Source organism: Aeromicrobium sp. IC_218 (genome assembly GCF_004336805.1).
In the GTDB taxonomy this organism is placed as follows: domain Bacteria; phylum Actinomycetota; class Actinomycetes; order Propionibacteriales; family Nocardioidaceae; genus Aeromicrobium.
Genome location: NZ_SJXM01000006.1, coordinates 77,096 through 96,720, shown reverse-complemented (window position 1 = coordinate 96,720; position 19,625 = coordinate 77,096). Strand labels below are relative to the sequence as shown.

Annotated in this window: 22 protein-coding genes and 1 pseudogene; 11 read left to right on the top strand and 12 right to left on the bottom strand. The window is 72.2% G+C overall.

Translation table 11 applies throughout. From position 1 onward, the window contains the following. Positions 1–24 precede the first annotated feature (24 nt). The 3 genes from E0W78_RS09105 to E0W78_RS09095 are packed head-to-tail and all read left to right on the top strand — an operon-like array spanning position 25 to position 3,949. Positions 25–1,086 carry an alpha/beta hydrolase fold domain-containing protein gene (locus E0W78_RS09105; RefSeq protein WP_131403555.1) on the top strand — a complete coding sequence of 354 codons (1,062 nt, stop codon included), beginning with the start codon at positions 25–27 and terminating at the stop codon, positions 1,084–1,086. 56 nt (positions 1,087–1,142) lie between these two features. After that, complete coding sequence (locus E0W78_RS09100; protein ID WP_207392696.1) at positions 1,143–3,524, top strand: FdhF/YdeP family oxidoreductase; 2,382 nt, start codon at positions 1,143–1,145, stop codon at positions 3,522–3,524. Further along, on the top strand, positions 3,521–3,949 hold the full coding sequence (locus E0W78_RS09095; protein ID WP_131403552.1) for a DUF1810 domain-containing protein: 429 nt from the start codon (positions 3,521–3,523) through the stop codon (positions 3,947–3,949). The genes E0W78_RS09100 and E0W78_RS09095 overlap by 4 nt, the downstream gene beginning before the upstream one ends. Positions 3,950–4,012: 63 nt before the next feature. On the opposite strand, the gene E0W78_RS09090 is transcribed toward E0W78_RS09095, so the two are convergent. Further along, a complete protein-coding gene (locus E0W78_RS09090; protein ID WP_131403551.1) occupies positions 4,013–5,530 on the bottom strand; it encodes an OFA family MFS transporter in 1,518 nt (505 codons plus the stop codon). A gap of 176 nt (positions 5,531–5,706) precedes the next feature. Between E0W78_RS09090 and E0W78_RS09085 the strand changes: the two genes are divergently transcribed. Genes E0W78_RS09085 through E0W78_RS09070 form a run of 4 tightly spaced genes read left to right on the top strand, consistent with a single transcriptional unit; the run spans position 5,707 to position 9,014 of the window. Next, positions 5,707–6,975 (top strand): CBS domain-containing protein, encoded by a 1,269-nt coding sequence (locus E0W78_RS09085; protein ID WP_242686287.1) that lies wholly within the window; start codon positions 5,707–5,709, stop codon positions 6,973–6,975. After that, entirely contained in the window at positions 6,968–7,471 is a 504-nt protein-coding gene (locus E0W78_RS09080; protein WP_131403549.1) for a DUF1003 domain-containing protein, read from the top strand. Before E0W78_RS09085 ends, E0W78_RS09080 begins: the two co-directional genes overlap by 8 nt. 58 nt (positions 7,472–7,529) lie before the next feature. Then, positions 7,530–8,669 carry an Mrp/NBP35 family ATP-binding protein gene (locus E0W78_RS09075; protein WP_131403548.1) on the top strand — a complete coding sequence of 380 codons (1,140 nt, stop codon included), beginning with the start codon at positions 7,530–7,532 and terminating at the stop codon, positions 8,667–8,669. Between the two features lie 9 nt (positions 8,670–8,678). After that, the gene (locus E0W78_RS09070; RefSeq protein WP_131403546.1) at positions 8,679–9,014 is read left to right on the top strand and encodes a sec-independent translocase; all 336 of its coding nucleotides are present in this window, start codon (positions 8,679–8,681) and stop codon (positions 9,012–9,014) included. 1 nt (position 9,015) lies between these two features. Here E0W78_RS09070 and E0W78_RS09065 read toward each other — a convergent pair whose 3' ends face one another. The 3 genes and pseudogenes from E0W78_RS09065 to sigE form a co-directional block, all read right to left on the bottom strand. Beyond that, positions 9,016–9,369, bottom strand: a complete 354-nt coding sequence (locus E0W78_RS09065) for a DUF2200 domain-containing protein (protein WP_131403545.1) — start codon at positions 9,367–9,369, stop codon at positions 9,016–9,018. A gap of 29 nt (positions 9,370–9,398) precedes the next feature. Further along, positions 9,399–10,250, bottom strand: coding sequence for a zf-HC2 domain-containing protein (locus E0W78_RS09060; RefSeq protein WP_131403544.1), 852 nt, complete (start codon positions 10,248–10,250; stop codon positions 9,399–9,401). Beyond that, positions 10,250–10,831 (bottom strand): annotated as a pseudogene (gene sigE, locus E0W78_RS09055) (RNA polymerase sigma factor SigE); the annotation flags it as partial. The pseudogene sigE and the gene E0W78_RS09060, both read right to left, overlap by 1 nt. A gap of 91 nt (positions 10,832–10,922) precedes the next feature. On the opposite strand from sigE, the gene E0W78_RS09050 reads away from it, so the two are divergent. Together E0W78_RS09050 and E0W78_RS09045 are read left to right on the top strand one after the other, a co-directional pair. Continuing rightward, a complete protein-coding gene (locus E0W78_RS09050; protein ID WP_131403542.1) occupies positions 10,923–11,144 on the top strand; it encodes a hypothetical protein in 222 nt (73 codons plus the stop codon). A 69-nt stretch (positions 11,145–11,213) separates the two neighbouring features. Next, on the top strand, positions 11,214–11,867 hold the full coding sequence (locus tag E0W78_RS09045; protein WP_242686286.1) for an O-methyltransferase: 654 nt from the start codon (positions 11,214–11,216) through the stop codon (positions 11,865–11,867). Here the strand turns inward: E0W78_RS09045 and E0W78_RS09040 are convergent. Then, positions 11,864–12,208: a hypothetical protein gene (locus E0W78_RS09040; protein ID WP_131403541.1), complete on the bottom strand. Its 345-nt coding sequence runs from the start codon at positions 12,206–12,208 to the stop codon at positions 11,864–11,866. The genes E0W78_RS09045 and E0W78_RS09040 overlap by 4 nt on opposite strands. Further along, entirely contained in the window at positions 12,208–12,369 is a 162-nt protein-coding gene (locus E0W78_RS09035; RefSeq protein ID WP_019145023.1) for a DUF3117 domain-containing protein, read from the bottom strand. Before E0W78_RS09035 ends, E0W78_RS09040 begins: the two co-directional genes overlap by 1 nt. Positions 12,370–12,467: 98 nt before the next feature. Between E0W78_RS09035 and E0W78_RS09030 the strand changes: the two genes are divergently transcribed. After that, positions 12,468–13,187 carry an enoyl-CoA hydratase-related protein gene (locus E0W78_RS09030; RefSeq protein ID WP_165570451.1) on the top strand — a complete coding sequence of 240 codons (720 nt, stop codon included), beginning with the start codon at positions 12,468–12,470 and terminating at the stop codon, positions 13,185–13,187. Position 13,188: 1 nt separating this feature from the next. Here E0W78_RS09030 and E0W78_RS09025 read toward each other — a convergent pair whose 3' ends face one another. Beyond that, positions 13,189–13,839, bottom strand: a complete 651-nt coding sequence (locus E0W78_RS09025; RefSeq protein WP_131403539.1) for a hypothetical protein — start codon at positions 13,837–13,839, stop codon at positions 13,189–13,191. 208 nt (positions 13,840–14,047) lie between these two features. Further along, entirely contained in the window at positions 14,048–14,611 is a 564-nt protein-coding gene (locus tag E0W78_RS09020; protein ID WP_131403538.1) for a hypothetical protein, read from the bottom strand. Between the two features lie 502 nt (positions 14,612–15,113). Between E0W78_RS09020 and E0W78_RS09015 the strand changes: the two genes are divergently transcribed. Then, entirely contained in the window at positions 15,114–16,424 is a 1,311-nt protein-coding gene (locus tag E0W78_RS09015; RefSeq protein WP_131403537.1) for an HNH endonuclease signature motif containing protein, read from the top strand. Position 16,425: 1 nt separating this feature from the next. Here E0W78_RS09015 and E0W78_RS09010 read toward each other — a convergent pair whose 3' ends face one another. The 4 genes from E0W78_RS09010 to E0W78_RS08995 form a co-directional block, all read right to left on the bottom strand. Next, positions 16,426–16,998 carry a DNA-3-methyladenine glycosylase I gene (locus tag E0W78_RS09010; protein ID WP_278249429.1) on the bottom strand — a complete coding sequence of 191 codons (573 nt, stop codon included), beginning with the start codon at positions 16,996–16,998 and terminating at the stop codon, positions 16,426–16,428. Next, entirely contained in the window at positions 16,995–17,732 is a 738-nt protein-coding gene (locus tag E0W78_RS09005) for a TIGR00730 family Rossman fold protein (RefSeq protein WP_131403536.1), read from the bottom strand. Before E0W78_RS09005 ends, E0W78_RS09010 begins: the two co-directional genes overlap by 4 nt. Next, the gene (gene dapE, locus E0W78_RS09000; protein ID WP_131403535.1) at positions 17,729–18,790 is read right to left on the bottom strand and encodes a succinyl-diaminopimelate desuccinylase; all 1,062 of its coding nucleotides are present in this window, start codon (positions 18,788–18,790) and stop codon (positions 17,729–17,731) included. Before dapE ends, E0W78_RS09005 begins: the two co-directional genes overlap by 4 nt. An 81-nt stretch (positions 18,791–18,871) precedes the next feature. After that, a complete protein-coding gene (locus tag E0W78_RS08995; protein WP_131403534.1) occupies positions 18,872–19,561 on the bottom strand; it encodes a VOC family protein in 690 nt (229 codons plus the stop codon). Positions 19,562–19,625: the final 64 nt, after the last annotated feature.

Here is a 19,625-nt window from a genome sequence, read left to right as displayed (position 1 = left end):
GGCCCACGTCACGAGGAGGACGTCATGCGCAGCCGCACCCGCCGTCCCGCCACGCGCCCGGCCCACCTGCAGGTGGCCGCCGAGCCGGAGGTGGTGGTCGGACGCAGCCTGCGCTCGCGCGCGCTCGGACTCGGCCTGCGCACCACCGTCCGTCCGCTCCTGGACGTCTGGGCGCTGACCCCGTTCCGCGTCGTCCCGCCCAACGTCCTCGAGCACGGTGCCCGGCTGCTCCCGGTTCCCCAGGGCACGGTCAGCGAGCGCGTCGACCTGCCCGAGTGCCACGGCGAGTGGGTGCGCGGCCGCGACGTCCCGGCGGCCGAGCCCGGCGGACGCGTCGTCCTGTACCTGCACGGCGGCGGCTTCCTGTCCTGCGGGCTCACCACGCACCGCGGCCTCGTGTCGCGACTCTCCACCCGCACCGGCCAGCCCCTGCTGAGCGTCGCGTACGGCCAGATGCCCCGGCACTCGATCGCCGACTCCGTCTCCCACTGCGTCGCCGCCCTCGGCTGGCTGCGCGAGCAGGGCGTCCGCACCGAGGACGTCACCCTCGTGGGCGACTCGGCCGGCGGCTACCTCGCGTTCTGCGTCGCCCGCGCCGCGATCGACGCCGGGTGGGGCACCCCCGCCGGGGTCGTCGGCCTGTCGCCGCTGCTCGACCTCGACCCCACGCGCAAGCTCGCCCACCCCAACGCCCGCACGTGCCACACGTTCTCGGCCGCGGCCATCGCCCGGCTGATCGACCTGGCCGACCACGTCGACACCCGGCTCAAGATCACCGCTCCGCGGCTCTCGCCCGTCGACATGCGCCTGGACGACATGCCGCCGGTGCTGCTGCAGGTCGGCTCGCGCGAGGTCGTCCTGGCCGACGCCGAGCTCATGGCCAACCGGCTGCACGCGGCCGGGGTCCCGGCGACGCTGCAGGTCTGGGACGGCCAGGTGCACGTCTTCCAAATGGCCGCGTTCCTGCCCGAGGCCCGTCTCGCGCTGCACGAGATCGGCGAGTTCGTGCACTCCCTGGCCCGCCGTCCGGCCGCCTCGCGAGGCGCCGCACCGGTGCGCGTGGCCGCCGTCCCGCAGGCCGGCTGACTCGGGACGCGCCGACCCGGCCCGCACGTTAGCGTGGACGGCAGGAGGCGATTCCCGTGAGCGACGACCGCATCGACGAGTCCCAGCTGAAGGTCCACGACCCCAAGGACGCCGCGGCGGGGGTGACCGGCGTGCGCGTGGCGATGGAGCGCTCGCTGTCGCTCATGGGACCCAAGCGCTCGGCGCAGACGCTGCTGAAGCTGAACCAGGCCGACGGCTTCGACTGCATGAGCTGCGCCTGGCCCGACCCCGCGCCGAAGGACCGCCACACGGCCGAGTTCTGCGAGAACGGCGCCAAGGCGGTGGCCTGGGAGGGCGACACCGACCGGGCGACGCCCGAGCTCTTCGCGCGGCACAGCATCGCCGACCTCGAGCAGCACGACGACATGTGGCTCGAGCGCCAGGGCCGGCTCACGCACCCGATGGTCAAGCGCTCCGGCGGTACGCACTACGAGCCGATCTCGTGGGACGAGGCCTTCCGCGAGATCGCCACGACGCTGCGCAGCCTGCCCTCGCCGGACATGGCGTCCTTCTACACGTCCGGACGCGCGTCGAACGAGGCCGCGTTCCTGTACCAGCTGTTCGTCCGGGCCTACGGCACCAACAACCTGCCCGACTGCTCGAACATGTGCCACGAGTCCACGAGCATCGCGCTGCAGGAGTCGATCGGCATCGGCAAGGCGAGCGTGACGATCAGCGACGTCTACAACGCCGAGCTCATCATCATCGCCGGGCAGAACCCGGGCACGAACCACCCGCGCATGCTGTCCGCGCTCGAGGTGGCCAAGCGTCGCGGCGCCAAGATCATCGCGATCAACCCGCTGCGCGAGGCCGGCCTGGTCAACTTCCGCAACCCGCAGAAGCCGCGCGGCGTCGTCGGCCGCGGCACCGACATCGCCGACCTGCACCTGCCGGTCAAGCCCAACGGCGACCTGGCGCTGCTGCAGGCCATCGGCTCCCTGATCGTCGAGTGGGACGCCCTCGACCACGACTTCATCGACGCCCACACGACCGGGTTCCAGGACTGGGCCGAGCACGTGCGCCAGGTCGACTGGGCCCAGGTCGAGGCCGCCACCGAGCTCACCCGCGACCAGATCACCGAGGCCGCCCGCATGCTCGCGGCGTCCAAGGCGACGGTCTGGTGCTGGGCCATGGGCATCACCCAGCACCGCAACGCGGTGGCCACCATCAAGGAGCTGTGCAACCTCGCCTTCGCCCGGGGCGACCTGGGCAAGAAGGGCGCCGGCCTGTTCCCGGTCCGCGGACACTCCAACGTGCAGGGCGACCGGACGATGGGCATCTGGGAGCGTCCGCCGCAGAAGTTCCTGGACTCCCTGCAGGCCGAGTTCGGCTTCGACCCGCCGCGGCACGAGGGCCTCGACACCGTCGACACCATCCGCGCCCTCCGCGACGGCAAGGTCGAGTTCTTCATGGGCCTGGGCGGCAACTTCGTCACCGCCTCCCCCGACACCGACGTCACCCGCGACGCCATGCGCCGCGCCCGGATGACCGTCCACGTCGCGACCAAGCTCAACCGCTCGCACCTGACGTGCGGCGACGTGGCCCTGCTGCTCCCGACGCTCGGCCGCACCGAGAAGGACGTCCAGGCGTCGGGCGAGCAGATCATCACGGTCGAGGACTCCGTCTGCGCGGTCCACGCCTCGCACGGACCGCTCGAGCCGGCCAGCCCGCACCTGCGCTCGGAGGTCGCGATCGTCGCCGGCATCGCCGCCGCGACCCTCGCCGACACCGAGGGCGGCGCCGACCGCCTCGGCATCGACTGGCTGTCGATGAAGGACGACTACGACATCATCCGCGACCACATCTCGCGCGTGGTGGCCGGCTGCGAGGACTACAACGCGCGCTGCCGCAAGCAGGGCGGCTTCCTGCTGCCCCACCCGCCGCGCGACTCGCGCTCGTTCGAGACGGAGTCCGGCAAGGGCGAGTTCGAGGTCTCGCCGATCGAGGTGCTCAACGTCCCCGAGGGCCACCTCCTGCTGCACACGATGCGCAGCCACGACCAGTTCAACACCACGATCTACGGCACCTCCGACCGCTACCGCGGCATCGAGGGCGGCCGCCACGTGGTGTTCATGCACCGCGAGGACGTCGCCGCGCACGGCCTGGAGCCGGGCGACTTCGTCGACATCCACACGTGCTGGGAGGAGGACGACGTCGAGCGCTGCGCCGACCGCTTCCGCGTCGTCGAGTACGACGTCCCGCGCGGCACCGTCGGCGCCTACTACCCCGAGGCGAACGTCCTGGTGCCCCTGGACTCCACGGCGCTCAAGAGCAACCAGCCGACCTACAAGTCGGTGGTGGTGTGGCTGACCCCGTCGGTCCCGCACTCTCACGGGGGTGCCGAGGGCGGCGAGCAGGACCAGGTGCGCTCCGACGACTCGCACAAGACCCACCCGCAGCCCACGCACCTGTCGTGACCGACTCCTTCGACCTGCAGCGCTTCGTCGACGCCCAGGGCCGCGACGTCCACGACCGGGTGGTCGCCGAGCTCACCGAGGGTCGCAAGCGGACGCACTGGATGTGGTTCGTGTTCCCGCAGATGGCCGGTCTCGGCCGTAGCGAGACGTCGATGCGTTTCGCGATCAGCTCGCCCGAGGAGGCCGAGGCCTACCTCGCCCACCCCGTGCTCGGACCCCGGCTGGTCGAGGTGACGATCATCGTCCGCGACCTCGACCGGGCGCCCGAGGACGTCCTGGGGCCGGTCGATGCGCAGAAGCTGCACTCGTCCATGACGCTGTTCGCCCGCACGGCGGCCGACGAGCCGGTGTTCGGCCAGGTGCTCGAGCGCTGGTACGCCGGGTGCCCGGACGCGGCCACCGACCGGCTGCTCAGCCTGGCCTGAGGCCCACGGACGCAGCGAGCCCGCCCGAGGACGTCCCCGGGCGGGCTCGCTGCGTGCCGGCGGTCAGCCGAACAGGTCCACCGCCTTGGCCGCGGTCTCGTAGATGCCGTAGCCGAGCGGGATGCCCACCACCGCCCAGGCCAGCACGAGCAGCGGCGTGCGGCGGTCGACGTCGTGGGCCTCGACGACCTCGCCGTGGGTGTCGGTCGCCGTCGGCTCGACCCGGTCCGGCTCGTGGAAGCGGTCGGCCACCGGACGCACGAGCAGGTTGGCCACGAACCCGACCGCGAGCAGCGCGGCCATGGTCAGCAGCGCGGGTCGGTAGTCGGCCGCCTGCAGGTTGCCGGGCTCGCCGCGGGCGTCCAGGAAGCCGTTGACGATGAGCGGTCCGGCGACGCCGGCCACGGACCACGCGGTCAGCAGCCGGCCGTGGATCGCGCCCACCTGGAACGTGCCGAACAGGTCGCGCAGGTACGCCGGCGCGGTGGCGAACCCGCCGCCGTAGAAGCTGAGGATGATGCCCGCCAGCACGACGAACAGCACGACCGAGGCCGACCCCTGCAGGGCCAGCACGAGGTAGAGCACGACGCCGGCGCCGAGGTAGAGCATGTAGATCGGCTTGCGCCCGACGACGTCCGAGGTGGACGACCACACGAACCGGCCGGCCATGTTGCACAGCGACAGCACGCCGACGAACCCGGCGGCCGACGCCGCGGCCACGGTCGACTCGCCGTTCTCGCGGAAGAAGTCCTGGATCATGGGCGCGGCCTGCTCGAGGATGCCGATGCCGGCGGTGACGTTGCAGAACAGCACGACCCACAGCAGCCAGAACTGCGGCGTGCGGATGGCGTTGTTGGCGGACACGCTCTCGGTCGTCACGAGCGACTTCTGCTTGACGGTCGACGGGTCGAACCCGGCCGGACGCCAGCCCGGCGGCGGCACCTTGATCAGCCACGCGCCGAAGGACATGACGAGCAGGTGGACGATCGCGAAGGTGACGAACAGCTTGGCGACGGCGGAGCCCGACGCGACGCCGCTCGCGGTGTCGAAGGCGCTGTCGTAGCGCTCCAGCAGCCACGACGAGGCCGGGCTGGCGATCATCGCGCCGCCGCCGAAGCCCATGATCGCCATGCCGGTGGCCAGGCCCGGACGGTCGGGGAACCACTTGATGAGCGTGGAGACCGGCGAGATGTAGCCGATACCGAGCCCGATGCCGCCGATGACGCCGTAGCCGAGGTAGACCAGCCACAGCTGCTCGCTCACGATGCCGAGCGCCGCCACCAGGAACCCGGTCGTCCAGCACGCGGCGGCCGCGGCCATGGCCCGGCGCGGGCCGCCCGTGTCGACCCACGTGCCGAAGATCGCGGCCGAGACGCCGAGCATGACGATGGCCAGCGAGAAGATGAAGCCGATCGCGGTGAGCGAGGAGTCGAAGTGCTCGACCAGCGAGCTCTTGTAGACGCTGGTCGCGTACACCTGGCCGATGCACAGGTGGACCGCGAGCGCGGCGGGCGGGATGAGCCAGCGGTTGAACGTGGGTCCGGCGACCGTCCGGTCGCGGTCGAGCACGGCGAGCGCCATGGATGTACCCCCTAGGTGACGTGCGTCTCACCGTACGCACCGGTGGCCCGGTCGGCTCGTCGGGCGGGTCGCGGCGGGCCCGGGGCCGCGGCGGTAGGGTCGGGCCGGGAGCGACCGGCCGGCCCGGGACCTCCCGCGACCCGGTCCGCCCCCGTCCTTTCGCAGGAGGTCTGCTCGTGAGCACCACGCCCGGACGAGTCTTCCTCTCCCGCCTCGTGGGCCTGGCGGTCTTCGACCCCGCCGGCGATCAGGTGGGCAAGCTGCGCGACGTCGTCATCGCCGTCCGCTCGGCCCGCCAGCGTCCGCGCGTCCTCGGCGTCGTGGTCGAGGTGCTGGGCCGCCGCCGGGTCTTCCTGCCGATCACCCGCGTCACGTCCGTGGACGCCGGGCAGGTCATCACCACCGGCCTGCTGAACGTGCGCCGGTTCGAGCAGCGCCGCACCGAGACCCTCGTCTTCGGCGAGCTGCTCGACCGCACCGTCACGCTGCCCGACGGCACCACCGGCACCGTCTACGACGTCGCGATGGAGCAGGACGCGCGCCGTGACTGGTACGTCGGCCAGCTCGCCGTGCGCGAGGCCGGCAAGCGCTTCGGCCGCCGCGGCGCCAGCCACGTGGTCGAGTGGGACGAGGTGTCGGGCCTGTCGAGCGAGGAGCCCGGGCAGGGCGCCACGCACCTGCTGGCCACCATGGACGACATGCGCCCGGTCGACGTGGCCAATGCGCTGCGCGAGCTGACGCCCAAGCGCCGCACCGAGATCGCCGCCGAGCTCACCGACGAGCGGCTGGCCGACATCCTCGAGGAGATGCCCGAGAAGCTGCAGGTCGAGATCCTCGGCGTGCTGCACCCCGAGCGCGCCGCCGACGTGCTCGGCCAGATGGACGCCGACGACGCCGCCGACCTCATGGGCGAGCTGCCCGCGGCCACCGCCAACCACCTGCTCGGGCTCATGGACGAGGACGAGGCCGAGGACGTCCGCCGGCTCATGACGTACGAGGACCGCACGGCCGGCGGCATGATGACGCCCGAGCCGATCGTCCTGCCGCCCGACGCGACGATCGCCGAGGCCCTGGCCCGCGTCCGCGCGCCCGAGCTGCACCCGGCCCTGGCCAGCACCGTCTACGTGTGCCGTCCGCCGCTGGAGACGCCCACCGGACGCTTCCTGGGCGTCGTCCACTTCCAGCAGCTGCTGCGCGAACCTCCCTCCACGCTCGTCGGCGCCGTCGTCGACAACGACATCGAGTGGCCGCGCGCCGAGAGCAGCCTGGAGGAGGTCTCGAGCCTGCTCGCGGCCTACAACATGGTCGCCCTGCCCGTGGTCGACGACGCCGCGCACCTGCTCGGCGTCGTGACGATCGACGACGTGCTCGACCACCTGCTCCCCGAGGGCTGGCGCGAGAGCGAGACCCACGGCCTGGCGTCGAGGGCGGTGACCCGTGGCTGAGACCGGATTCCGACTCGACCAGCCGCGCGACCCGTCGCGCCGCCGCCTGCCGCGTCCGCGCGGGGGTCGCGAGACCTTCGGCCGCTTCGCCGAGGAGTTCGCCCGCTTCATGGGCACGCCGCGGTTCCTCGGCGGCATGACGGTGCTCATCGTCCTGTGGGTGCTCTGGAACCTGCCGGCCGGCCCCGACCGTCCGCGCTTCGACGAGTACCCGTTCATCTTCCTGACGCTCGTGCTGTCGCTGCAGGCCTCGTACGCCGCGCCGCTCATCCTCCTGGCGCAGAACCGCCAGGAGGCCCGCGACCGGGTCCAGCAGGAGCAGGACCGCCAGGCCAGCGCGCAGTCGCACGCCGACATGGAGTTCCTCGCCCGCGAGGTCGCCAGCCTGCGGCTGGGCATGGGCGAGGTCGCCACCCGCGACTTCCTGCGCTCGGAGCTGCGCGACCTGGTCGAGGAGCTCGACCGACGCCGCGACGAGGACGCCCCCGACCGCTGACCCGGGTGAGGTGACGCTGCCCTGAGGGCGTTACGCGCCGGTACGTACCATGGGGGCCATGGCTTCCGTCACCCGTGAGCAGGTCCTCGAGGCCCTCGCCACCGTCAACGACCCGGAGATCAAGCGACCCATCACCGAGATCGGGATGGTCGACGACGTCGTCATCGACGGCTCCAGCGTCACGGTCAAGCTGCTGCTGACGGTCGCCGGCTGCCCGCTCAAGGACACGCTGACCCGCGACACGACGAACGCCGTCACGAAGATCGCGCCGGACGCGCAGGTCACGGTCGACATGGGCGTGATGAACGAGGAGCAGCGCAAGAACCTGCAGGAGGTGCTGCGCGGCGGCGTCACCCAGCGCGACATCCCCTTCGCCCAGCCCGGCAACCTGACCAAGGTGTACGCCATCGCCTCGGGCAAGGGCGGCGTCGGCAAGTCCTCGGTGACGGTCAACCTCGCGCTGGCCATGGCGCGCAGCGGCCTCAAGGTCGGCATCGTCGACGCCGACATCTACGGCCACTCGATCCCCGACATGCTGGGCGCCGGCGACGCGCGTCCCACGCAGGTCGAGGACATGATCATGCCCGTGCCGCTGCACGGCATGAAGGTCATCAGCATCGGCATGCTCAAGCCCGCGCGCGACCAGGTCGTCGCCTGGCGCGGCCCGATGCTCGACCGCGCCCTCGTCCAGATGCTCAGCGACGTCTACTGGGGCGACCTGGACGCGCTCTTCCTCGACCTGCCCCCGGGCACCGGCGACATGGCGATCAGCCTGGGCCAGCACCTGCCCGGGGCCGAGGTCGTCGTCGTCACCACGCCGCAGCAGGCCGCCGCGACCGTCGCCGAGCGCGCCGGCACGATGGCCTCGATGATGCACCAGCGCGTCGTCGGCGTCGTCGAGAACATGAGCTACCTCGAGCTGCCGTCCGGCGAGCGCATGGAGGTCTTCGGCTCCGGCGGCGCCGAGCAGGTCACCAAGACGCTCGGCGCGCGGCTCGGCTACGACGTCCCGCTGCTGGGCAAGGTGCCGCTCGACGAGAAGCTGCGCGTCGGCGGCGACACCGGTGAGCCGATCGTCGTCTCCGACCCCACGTCGGTCGCCGCGCAGGAGCTGCAGAAGATGGCCGACCGGCTCAGCGGCCGCACCCGCGGCCTGGCCGGCATGCAGCTGGGCCTGGCCCCCGCCGGCCGCCTGTAGGCTCCAGCCATGTTCGGCATGGGATGGCCCGAGATCGCCGTCATCCTCGTGGTGGCGCTGCTCGTCTTCGGGCCGGACAAGCTGCCGGAGATCGCCAAGCAGGCCGGCCGGGGCATCCGCACCGTCCGCCAGATGGCCGAGAACGCCAAGAACGACCTGGGCCGCGAGATGGGCCAGGACCTCTCCGACCTCGACCTCGCCTCGCTCGACCCGCGCGAGGTCGTGCGGCGGACCTTCCTGGACGACGAGGCGTCGCCGACCAAGCCCCGGCTGAACCCGGACGTCGCGCTGCCGTCGGTGCTGCCCGTCGGCGCCCGTCCCCCGTTCGACGACGAGGCGACCTGAGCTAGGCCGCCGGGGTCCGCAGCACCTTCTCCAGCGCCTTGCCCTTGGCCAGCTCGTCGACGAGCTTGTCCAGGTAGCGGATGCGCCGCATGAGCGGGTCCTCGACCTCCTGGACCTTGACTCCGCACACCGAGCCGGTGATGAGCTCGGCGCCCGGGTTCAGCCGGGCCTCGGCGAAGAAGTCCTCGAACGTCGTGCCCGCCGCCAGGTGTCGCTGCAGCTCGTCGGCGTCGAAGCCGGTCAGCCAGCACGTCACCGCGTCCAGCTCGTCGCGCGTGCGTCCCTTGCGCTCGACCTTGGTGACGTAGTGCGGGTAGACGTCCGCGACGGCGGTGGTGAAGATGCGGTGGCCCATGGGGCCAGCCTAGGCCCGTGGACGACCGCTCAAGCGGCGTCGGAGAGCCAGCCGGCCATGCGTGCGAACCCGTCGCCCACCCGCTCGGGCACGCTCGGGTCGTCCGTCGCGACCGGCGTCGGCAGCTCGGCCAGGGTGCGGCCGATGCGGTCGGTGCCCGCGTCCGTCACCACCGTGTAGACGAGGCCGTCGGCGTCCCAGGTGAGGATCGTCGGGCGGCCGGCGCTCATCCACACCGGCGAGCCCGCGACCGTGGTGCGGGTGAATCCGCGCACGGCGGCCTCGCTCAGCGCGCCCTGCTGCTCGTACAGGTCGAGCCGGTGGGTGCCGTTGCCGTAGCTCAGCGCGACCGTGGACGCGTCCTGGCTGCCGTGCTCGCGGCGCAGGTCGCCGGCCAGCGTGTGGTGGCACGGCCAACCCTCGGCCGTGAGCCGCTCGGCCTGCACGTCGTCGATCGGGCTGCCGGTGGCCAGCACCGGGGTCGCGCTCGCGCCGGCGAACGCGGCGACGTACGCCTCGAACGGCGGCGAGACCTCGTCGACGCCGTCGTCCGGGGCACCGAGCGCGAAGGCGACGGCGAGCAGGGCCACGCACGAGCCGAGCACGCCGACCGAGACCCGTGCGGTGCGTGAGCGCCGCAGCCGTGACGACCACGGCTCGTGCTCGATGCGGGCGTCCGGGAGCTGGGCGAGCGACGCCATGAGGGTGTGCGGGACGGCCGGTCCCCCGGCCTGGCGCATGCGCTCCTTGAGCGCCTCCTGCTGGGCCACCGCCCAGCGGCACGGCTCGCACACCTCCAGGTGGCGACGGGCCGCCAGCGCCGCGGACTCGGGCAGCTGCCCGTCCACGTACGCGGCGACGTCGTCGTCCAGGTGCCCCATCAGACCTCGACCGGGCCCCCGACACGGGTGCGTCCGGCCCGCGGCGCGCGGTGCGCCAGGGCCTGGCGCAGCTGCGTGCGTCCGCGGTGGATGCGCGAGCGGACGGTGCCGAGCTTCACGCCGAGCACGTCGGCGATCTCCTCGTACGACAGGCCCTCGACGTCGCACAGCACGACGGCGACACGGAAGTCCTCGGACAGCGACTGCAGGGCGTTCTCGACGTCGGGGTCGAAGCCGGCCTCGTGCACGGACGTGTCCGGCTGCACCTCGCGCGAGAGCAGCCGCTCCTCGGCGCCCTCGGCGAAGCCGTCCATGCGGATGCGCGACCGGCGACGGGCGCGGTCGAGGAAGAGGTTCGTGGTGATGCGGTGGATCCAGCCCTCGAAGTTGCCCGCCTCGTAGCGGTCGAGGGAGCGGAACACGCGGACGAACACGTCCTGGGTCAGGTCCTCGGCGTCCTGGCGGTTGCCCGTGAGCCGGTACGCCAGGCGGTAGACGCGGGCGGAGTGCTGCGCCACCACGTCGTGCCAGTCGAGCGTCTGCGTCACGGGCTCCTGAACCTCGTTCATGGCCCGATCCTTTCGGGCCTTGCTGAGAGAACGCCGAGAGCCCGCTGATGGTTCCCTGCGGGAAAGCGCTCCGCGTCCGGCGGCCGGCCCCTAGTCTGCTGCGGTGAGCGACGACGCGCGACTGGTGACCCGGCTCCTCAGCATCGGGGGCTTCGTGGTGATGGTGCTCAGCGCCGCGATCCTCGAGAAGTCCCTCGACGACGCGAGCACGACCGGGGTGGCCTGGTCGCTCCTCGGTCTCGTGACGGGTGCGCTGGGCGTCGCCGTGGGCGTCGTCGTCCTCGGCATCACGCTGACGCAGAGCCGCGACGAGGCGCGACGCTGATCACCGGGCAATGTGTCCGGCACCGCGTGTCGCCCGTGATTCCAGGGCTGACGCGGGCCTAGTCTGGGCTTGACCAGACGAAGGAGCCCTCCGATCACCACGTCAGCCAGCCTCGAGCTCTCCGAGCGCCACGTCCCCGAGGACGAGCACCTCGCCACCGCACGCGACCGCGCGCGGCAGGTGGGCGTCACCCCGCTCTCGCAGGGCGCGGCCAGCACGCTCGCCCTGCTCGTCTCGACCCTGCAGGCTCGCGCCGTGGTCGAGGTCGGCACCGGCACCGGCGTGTCGGGGCTGACGATGCTGCGCGCGATGGCCGACGGCGGCGTGCTCACGTCCGTCGACCTGGAGGCCGAGCACCAGCGCCTGGCCCGCGACACCTTCCGCGAGGCCGGACTCCCGCCGCAGCGCTTCCGGCTCATCGCCGGCGCCGCCCTGGACGTGCTGCCGCGCCTGACCGACGGTGGCTACGACCTCGTGCTCATCGACGGCGACAAGGTCGAGTACCTGGACTACCTGGCCGAGGCCAAGCGCCTCGTGCGTCCGGGCGGCCTGGTCGTCATCGACAACGCGCTCTGGCACGACCGCGTGGCGGACGCCGACCAGCGCGACCCGGAGACGACCGCGATCCGCGAGACGATCGCCGCGGTGACGGCCGACGACTCGCTGCGCAGCTCGCTGCTGCCGGTGGGCGACGGCCTGCTCGTCGCCCAGCGCCTGGCCTAGCGCTCGAAGCGGGAGGCCGAGCGGAAGCCGCCGGGTCCGCGCACGACGGCGACGGTCTCGAACGGCTCGATGAGCACGGGGGCCGAGCCGATCAGCTTCGACCCGGGGAGCTCTGGAGCCTGCTGCTCCATCTTCGCCTGGAACTCGGCACGGGCGGACTCGCTGACGAACACGTACGTCCCCTCGAACCACTCGCCCTCACGGGCGCGCCAGGTCTTGAAGCGCAGGCCCTCGAGGGCTGCGAAGCGTCGGAAGGACTCCTCCTCGACGTACTCGCGCAGCGCCTCGAGGGTGCCGTCCGGCGTGCCGGTCAACGACCAGCGCACGGACAGTCCCAGCATCAGACGGCTTTGAGGGCGTCGCCGAGCGTGGCGGCTTCTTCGTTGTTGAGCTCGACGACGAGTCGTCCGCCGCCCTCGAGCGGGACACGCATCACGATGCAGCGCCCCTCCTTGGTGACCTCCATCGGTCCGTCGCCGGTCCGTGGCTTCATGGCCGCCATTGAATCCCCTCTCGTCCTGGCACCCCCGGTGGAGAGCGCCCGGCCTATTATCCCCCATGACCGTGTGACGCGGCCAACGGATCGTCAGGAGGCGCCCGGTGACCCACGAGGACGACGCGCTCGACGCGCGAGAGACGACCGGCGTGCGGGTGCTGACGGTTGCACGCGGCGGCGGGCTGGACGCGCTCGCGGAGGGGCTCCACGGCGTCTCCACCGACACCTCGGCGCGCTGCGTCGTCCTGACCGGCGACCTGGACCTGCCTGTCAGTGACGCGGCGGACGAAGCGGTGGTCCCGACCGTCGTCACCGCCCTCGCCGCGCTCCCCCAGCCCGTCGTGGTGGCGGTGGCCGGCACGGCGCGGGGCGCCGGCCTGGCGCTCGCCTGCGCGGCCGACCTGCGCGTCCTGGCGCACGACGCGTGCCTGGACACGGGCGTCGACGCCGACGCGCTGCCGCCGCTCGGCGGGCTGTCCTGGACGCTTCCCCGGCTGCTCGGACGGGGACGCGCGACGGACCTGCTGCTGCGTCCTCGCGTCGTCGGCGCCGGCGAGGCGCTCACGCTCGGGCTCGCGACCTACGTCGTCCCGGCTCCGGAGCTGGACGACGAGGTGCAGGCGCTCGCCGAGGAGCTCGCGGCCCGTCCGCCGCTGGCGGTGGCCGCGACCAAGCGGTCGCTGTCGCACGCGGCCGACGACGGGCTGGTGGGCACGATGCAGGTGGAGGCCCAGCGGGCGGCGATGCTGCGGCGCTCGCGCGACCACGCGGAGGCGCGGGCCGCGACCGCCGAGGGTCGTCCCCCGGTGTTCGAGGGACGCTGACTCAGGCCAGGCGGTCGGCCTGCTCGCGGCGCAGGACGTCCGCGTGCTGGGCGACGAGCTGCTCGCGCAGCTCGGCCTCGGCGCTCTCGATGGTGGTGAGCTCGGCCTGCAGGCGACGGACCTCGGCACGGACGCGCTCGAGCTCCGTGCGCACGGACGACAGCTCGGCCTCGGCCTGGACGAGCGACTCGCGCTCGGCGGCGAGCTGGGCGTCCAGCGCCTCGCTGCGCTTGCGCTCGTCGGCCAGGCGGGTGCGGGTCTCGTGGACGGCCGACTCCAGCGCGGTGACCTGCTCGACGAGCTTGGTCTGGCGCTCGACGCCGGCGCGGACGCGGGCGCCCATGGTCTCGGCGAACGCCGCCTGCTCGTCGGAGCGGGCTGCGGCGGTGCGGGTGTAGGACTGGGCGGTGGCGGCACGGTCCTGGGCCCACGAGCGGCGGACCTGGGCGGTCTCGTCGCTCAGCAGGCGCGCGGCGACCGAGCCGGCGACCACGGCGTAGACGACGGCGGCCACGAGCAGGCCGGTCGAGCCGGCGGAGATCGCGGCGACACCGACGACGGCGGCGGTCAGCAGCAGCGCCACCGCGGCGATCGTCCGGGTGGAGCGACGAGCACGACGGTCGGTGCGGGGGGCGTCCGAGGTCTTGGCCATGGCGCCAGGCTAGGCGGGCAGGACCGGTTTTCCGCGGAGGCGCGCGGGCGCCGGCGGTGCGTCGTCCACCTCCATCGTCGGCGGGCGGTGCGCAGGCAACCCTTCCGCCTCGGGAGCGGTGAGCCCGCAACCGCACGGGTCGTCCATTCGGTTGCGGGGTCACCGCTCAGGCGAGGGTCGGGCGGCAGGAGGCGCGGCGACCGGTCGGTCAGCGCAGCCAGCGGCTGTACTGGCCCGGACGACGGAACCAGTCGTGGCGGGTGCTCGGGTCGTCGCCGTGGTCGGTGTTGACCGCGAGCCGGACCCGCGTCGCCCCCTCGAAGCAGCTCATCGGGATGCGGACCCGGATGGTGTCGCGCGTCGGGCTGTACGCGTAGGGACGGCGACCGCCCAGGCAGGCACCCCAGTCCCCGTACACGTCCTCGGGCTCGGTGCCGGCACGTACGCGGAACCAGCCGCGGGCCGAGCCGGCCAGCCACTCGGCGCCGGGCACGGCGAACAGGTAGTCGGGACTGCGGGAGCCGGTGGTGTCGTAGTGGATCCAGAACAGGCTCTCGTCGTCCCGGCCCGGCCGGACGACCTCGCGCAGCCGGATCGTGGTGACGAGCCAGCGCTTGGACTTGTTGATCTTCACCCAGCGGATGTCGGCGTGGCTGGGTGCGTCGCCGACCCGGTCGCGGTACCGGACGCTGGTGGCGGCGTCGGCCGACGTCGGCACGGCCACCAGGACGGTGGCGGCGACGGCGCTGGCCAGCACGGACGAGATGCGCATGATCCCTCCCTCGGACGAGGCCGCCCCGGGCGGCCGGTGCAGATCATCCAGCGTAGATCCGGGCTCCGGGGTTCCCCGTCGGTCGGTCGTCGATGGTGCGGGGTTCTTGCCGGGGCGTAGGAATGACGACACGGTGGGGAGCGTGGCGGGTTGGTTCGTCGACTCGCGCGAGCCCGCTCCTTGAGCTTGTCGAAAGGAGCCTTGGTTGCGTGGTCGGCCCAGGGGCTCATGACGACGTGGTGGGGTGTGGGCGCCCCTGCGTTGTCGGCTCGCGCGAGCCCGCTCCTTGAGCTTGTCGAAAGGAGCCTTGAGCGGGCGGTCACCCGAGGGGCTGATGACGAAGCGGTTGAGTGCGTGCGGGGGTCGGCCTGTCGGCTCGCCCGAGTCGCGCTCGCTGAGCTTGTCGAAGCGCCGAAAACATCTTCGATTCCAGTGGATATCGCGTTGTTCCTGTCAGTCCCCGGAGGTAGACTAGAACAAACGTTCGACACGGGGGTTTCGGATGATCAGCGACCAGGTTCAGGCACTGCTGGAGGAGTCCAGCGCGCTCGAGCCCTGGACGCTGACCGACCGCGAGATCCGGGCCGAGCTGCAGGCCGCCGCCCAAGCCGCGTCCGCGCTCCAAGCCTTGACGGTGAAGCTGACGGCGGCAGCGGAGGGTCGAGGCCTCCCTCGAGAAGATGGCTGCACCTCCCCTGCCGTGTGGCTGGCCAGCACCACCAACGTGTCCAAGCGCGAGGCGTCCAAGCTGGTCTCGCTGACCCGGCTCGACCCGACACGTGGCGCCGCCACCCGCGAGCGGTGGGATGCCGGGCAGCTCACCACCGAGCAGGCCCACATCATCCTCAAGGCCCTCGACGCCCTGCCGGAGTGGTTCGTGGACGAGCAGCACGACGACGCCGAGGCCACCCTGCTGGAGCACGCTCGTGAGTTCGGCGCGGACGACCTGCGGCGACTGGCGAACCGGATCGTGGAAGTGGTCGACCCCGACTCCGCGGACGAGATCATCGGCGCGCAGCTGGAGCGCCAGGAGAAGCAAGCGTGGGACGAGACCCACCTGTCGATCACCCGCATGGGGAAAGGCCGCTCCAGCATCCGTGGCGTGCTGCCCGACGTGCAGGCCGACATGCTCAGGACCGTCCTCGAAGGCCTCGCCTCACCGCGACGGGACGGCGCGATCTTCCGCGACGTCGACGGCGACCACTCCGACCACGAGATCGGACGCCTCGACCACGCCCGCCGGATGGGACTCGCGCTGTGCGAGCTGGTCGAGCACCTCCCGCAGGATGCGTTCCCGAAGGCCGGTGGTGTTGCGGCGACCGTGACCATCTCGATGAAGCACGACGACCTGGTCCGCGACCTCGGACGGGCGATGCTCTCCACCGACACCGGGCTCTCCGCCTCCCAAGCACGGCGCCTGGCCTGCAACGCCCACCTGATCCCGGTCGTCCTGGACGGTGCTAGCCAGCCCATGGATGTCGGCCGGCAGAAGCGTCTCCACGAGAGGTCCCAGCGCATCGCCCTCGCCAAACGGGACGGCGGCTGCTCGTGGAAGGGATGCGACCGGCCACCCGGCTGGTGCGAGGCCCACCACCTCGTCCCTTGGAGCGAAGGCGGAACCACGTCCGTCGACAACGGCGCACTCTTCTGCTTCTTCCACCACCACCTGCTCCACGACTCCGACTGGTCAGCGCGCTTGGCGAGGGACGGAGTCGTCGAGGTCGTCCCACCACCCCGGATCGACCCTCAGCAGCGACCCCTGCGTCACGCCCGCCACGTCAAGCACCGACCGAGAGCGCTGGAACCCGCCTGACCTAGCCCTGGCGGACGACGCAGTCGGCGAGGTGGTCGTCGACCATGCCCGTGGCCTGCATGAGGGCGTACGCCGTCGTCGGTCCGACGAAGCGGAAGCCGCGCTTCTTCAGCGCCTTCGCCAACGCCGTCGACTCCGGGGTCACGGCCGGGACGTCGGCAAGCGTGCGCGGCGCGGGGTGGACGTCCGGGGCGAAGGACCACAGCAGCTCGCCGAACGGCTCGTCCAGCGCCAGGTACGCCCGGGCGTTCGCGATGGTGGCGTCGATCTTGGCCCGGTTGCGGACGATGCCCGCATCCCCGAGCAGCCGGGCCCGGTCGTCCTCGCCGAAGCCCGCGACGACGGCGGGGTCGAAGCCGGCGAACGCGGCCCGGAAGCCCTCACGCTTGCGCAGGATGACCGCCCACGACAGACCCGACTGGAACGCCTCCAGGCTCACCCGCTCGAACAGTCCGCGGTCGTCGCGGACCGGCCGGCCCCACTCGGTGTCGTGGTACGCCGTCATGTCCGGCGCGTTGCCCCACGGGCAGCGCAGCTCCCCGTCGGGCCCCGGCTCCGCTCCGCGCTCGGTCACGACTTCTTGGGGAAGGCCTCGAGCGCCTCCTCGACGTCGTCGGTGAGGACGATGCGGTCGAGGTCGGCGGCGACGATGTTGCCGGCCGTCAGCATGGTGCTGCGCATCCACTCGATCAGGCCCGACCAGTAGTCGACGCCCACGAGGACGACCGGGTACTCGGTGATCTTGTGCGTCTGGGCCAGCGTCAACGCCTCGAACAGCTCGTCCATGGTGCCGAAGCCGCCGGGCAGCACGAGGGCGCCGTCGGTGTACTTCACGAACATCGTCTTGCGCACGAAGAAGTAGCGGAAGTTGATGCCGAGGTCGACCCAGTCGTTGAGGCTCTGCTCGTGCGGCAGCTCGATGCCCAGGCCGACGGACGTGCCGCCGCACTCGGACGCGCCGCGGTTCGCCGCCTCCATGATGCCGGGACCGCCGCCGGTGACGACGGCGTAGCCGCGCTGGCACAGGCCCTGGGCGATCTTCTCGGCCATGAGCGAGTGCGGATCGTCCTGGGGCGTGCGCGCGGAGCCGAAGACCGCGACGGCCGGGCCGAGCTCGGCCAGCGCGCCGAAGCCCTCCACGAACTCGGACTGGATGCGCAGCACGCGCCACGGGTCGGTGTGCAGCCAGTCGGTGTCGCCGTGGCTGTCGAGCAGGCGCTGGTCGGTGGTCGTCTCCTTGACCATCTTGCGGCGCAACCGCACCGGGCCCAGGTGCGTGTCGCCGTAGGTCCGCTTCTCGTCGCTCATGCGCCCAACCACCTGTTCATCCGCTCCTCCACCTCTCGCAGCTGCGCCACCGGCACGTGCTCGTCGGCCTTGTGGGCGTACAGCGGGTCGCCCGGGCCGTAGTTGACCGCCGGGACGCCCAGCCTCGTGAACTGCGAGACGTCCGTCCAGCCGAACTTGGGCCGCACCTCGCCGCCGACGGCGGCCACGAAGTCCTGCACCGCGGGCCGCGAGAGGCCGGGCAGGGCGCCGGGCGAGGAGTCGGTGACCTCGAGCTCGAAGCCCTCGAACACGTCCTGGACGTGCGCGAGCGCGGCGGGCTCGTCGCGGTCCGGCGCGAAGCGGTAGTTGACCGTCACGCGGCACTCGTCGGGGATGACGTTGCCGGCCACTCCCCCGGTGACCATCACGGCGTTGAGCCCCTCGCGGTACTCCAGACCGTCGATGTCGACCCGGCGCGGCTCGTACGCGTTCAGGCGGGCGAGCACCTGGTGCGCGGCGTGGATGGCGTTCGAGCCCATCCACGAGCGGGCCGAGTGCGACCGCTCGCCGCGGGTGACGACGTCGAAGCGCATCGTGCCCTGGCAGCCGGCCTCGATGCCGCTGTCGGACGGCTCCATGAGGATCGCGAAGTCGCCGGCCAGCAGCTCGGGACGCTCGCGGGCCAGGCGGCCCAGGCCGTTGTGCACGGCCGCCACCTCCTCGGCCTCGTAGAAGACGTAGGTGACGTCGCGGCTCGGCTCGGTCAGGTGCGCGGCCAGGCGCAGGGCGACGGCGACGCCGCCCTTCATGTCGCACGAGCCCAGGCCCCATAGCACGTCGCCGTCGAGCCGGGAGGGGAAGTTGCCGGTGACCGGCACGGTGTCGAGGTGGCCGGCGACGACGACCCGCTCGGCCCGGCCGAGGTTCGTCCGGGCCACGAGGGTGTGGCCGTCGCGGACGACGTCCAGGTGCGGGGCCGCGCGCAGGACGGCCTCGACGGCGTCGGCGATCGCCTGCTCGTCGAAGCTCTCCGAGGCGATGTCGACCAGGTCGGCGGTCAGCGCGACGACGTCGCGCGAGGGGTCGAGGGAAGGCACGCCCTCATCATGGCAGCCGGTGCGGGGAGGCCCCGGCGGACGGGCTCCCTTCGACAGGCTCAGGGAGCGGGTGAAGCCGCGTCAGTCGTCGAAGACGCAGAACTCGTTGCCCTCGGGGTCGGCCATGACGGTCCAGTCGACGTCGTCGCCCTTCTCGCGCAGCACCGTGGCGCCCTTCGCGACGAGGTCGGCGACCGTCGCGCCGTCGACGAGGTCGACGTCCCAGTGGATGCGGTTCTTGACCGTCTTCGGCTCGGGCACCGGCACGAAGTCGAACGACTCGAACGGCACGCCCGGCGCGTCGTCGAGGTAGGAGTACCCCGAGTCGTCGTGGGTGAGGGTGCCGCCCAGGACGTCGGCCCACCAGCGCGAGATCGCGACGTGGTCGACGGCGTCGACGATGACGTCCTTGAGCCGGTACTCGGGCAGCTCCTCGTCGCGGTTCCACTCGAACACGCAGAACTCGTCACCCTCGGGACCGGCGAACACCGTCCACGGGAAGCGTCCGTCCTCGGTCAGCTGGTCCAGGTCACGGAAGTCGTCGAACGAGCGGCCCCAGACGTCCAGGTGCACGCGGTTCTTGACCGTCTTGGGCTCGGGCACCTTGTTCGGCCACACCGTGTGGTGCACCGACGCGCCGACGAGCTTCACGTCCTCGGGGTCGAGGTCGGGGCGGGCGGTCTGCAGGCCGAGGATGCGCGTGTAGAACGTGCCGCCCACGTGCAGGTCGTTGACGTCGACGCACAGGTCCTTGAAGGTCACCAGGCTCATGGGACGAACCTAGGCCGAGGAGCGGACCGACGCGACCGGTCCGTCGGGTCGGCCCGATACCGTA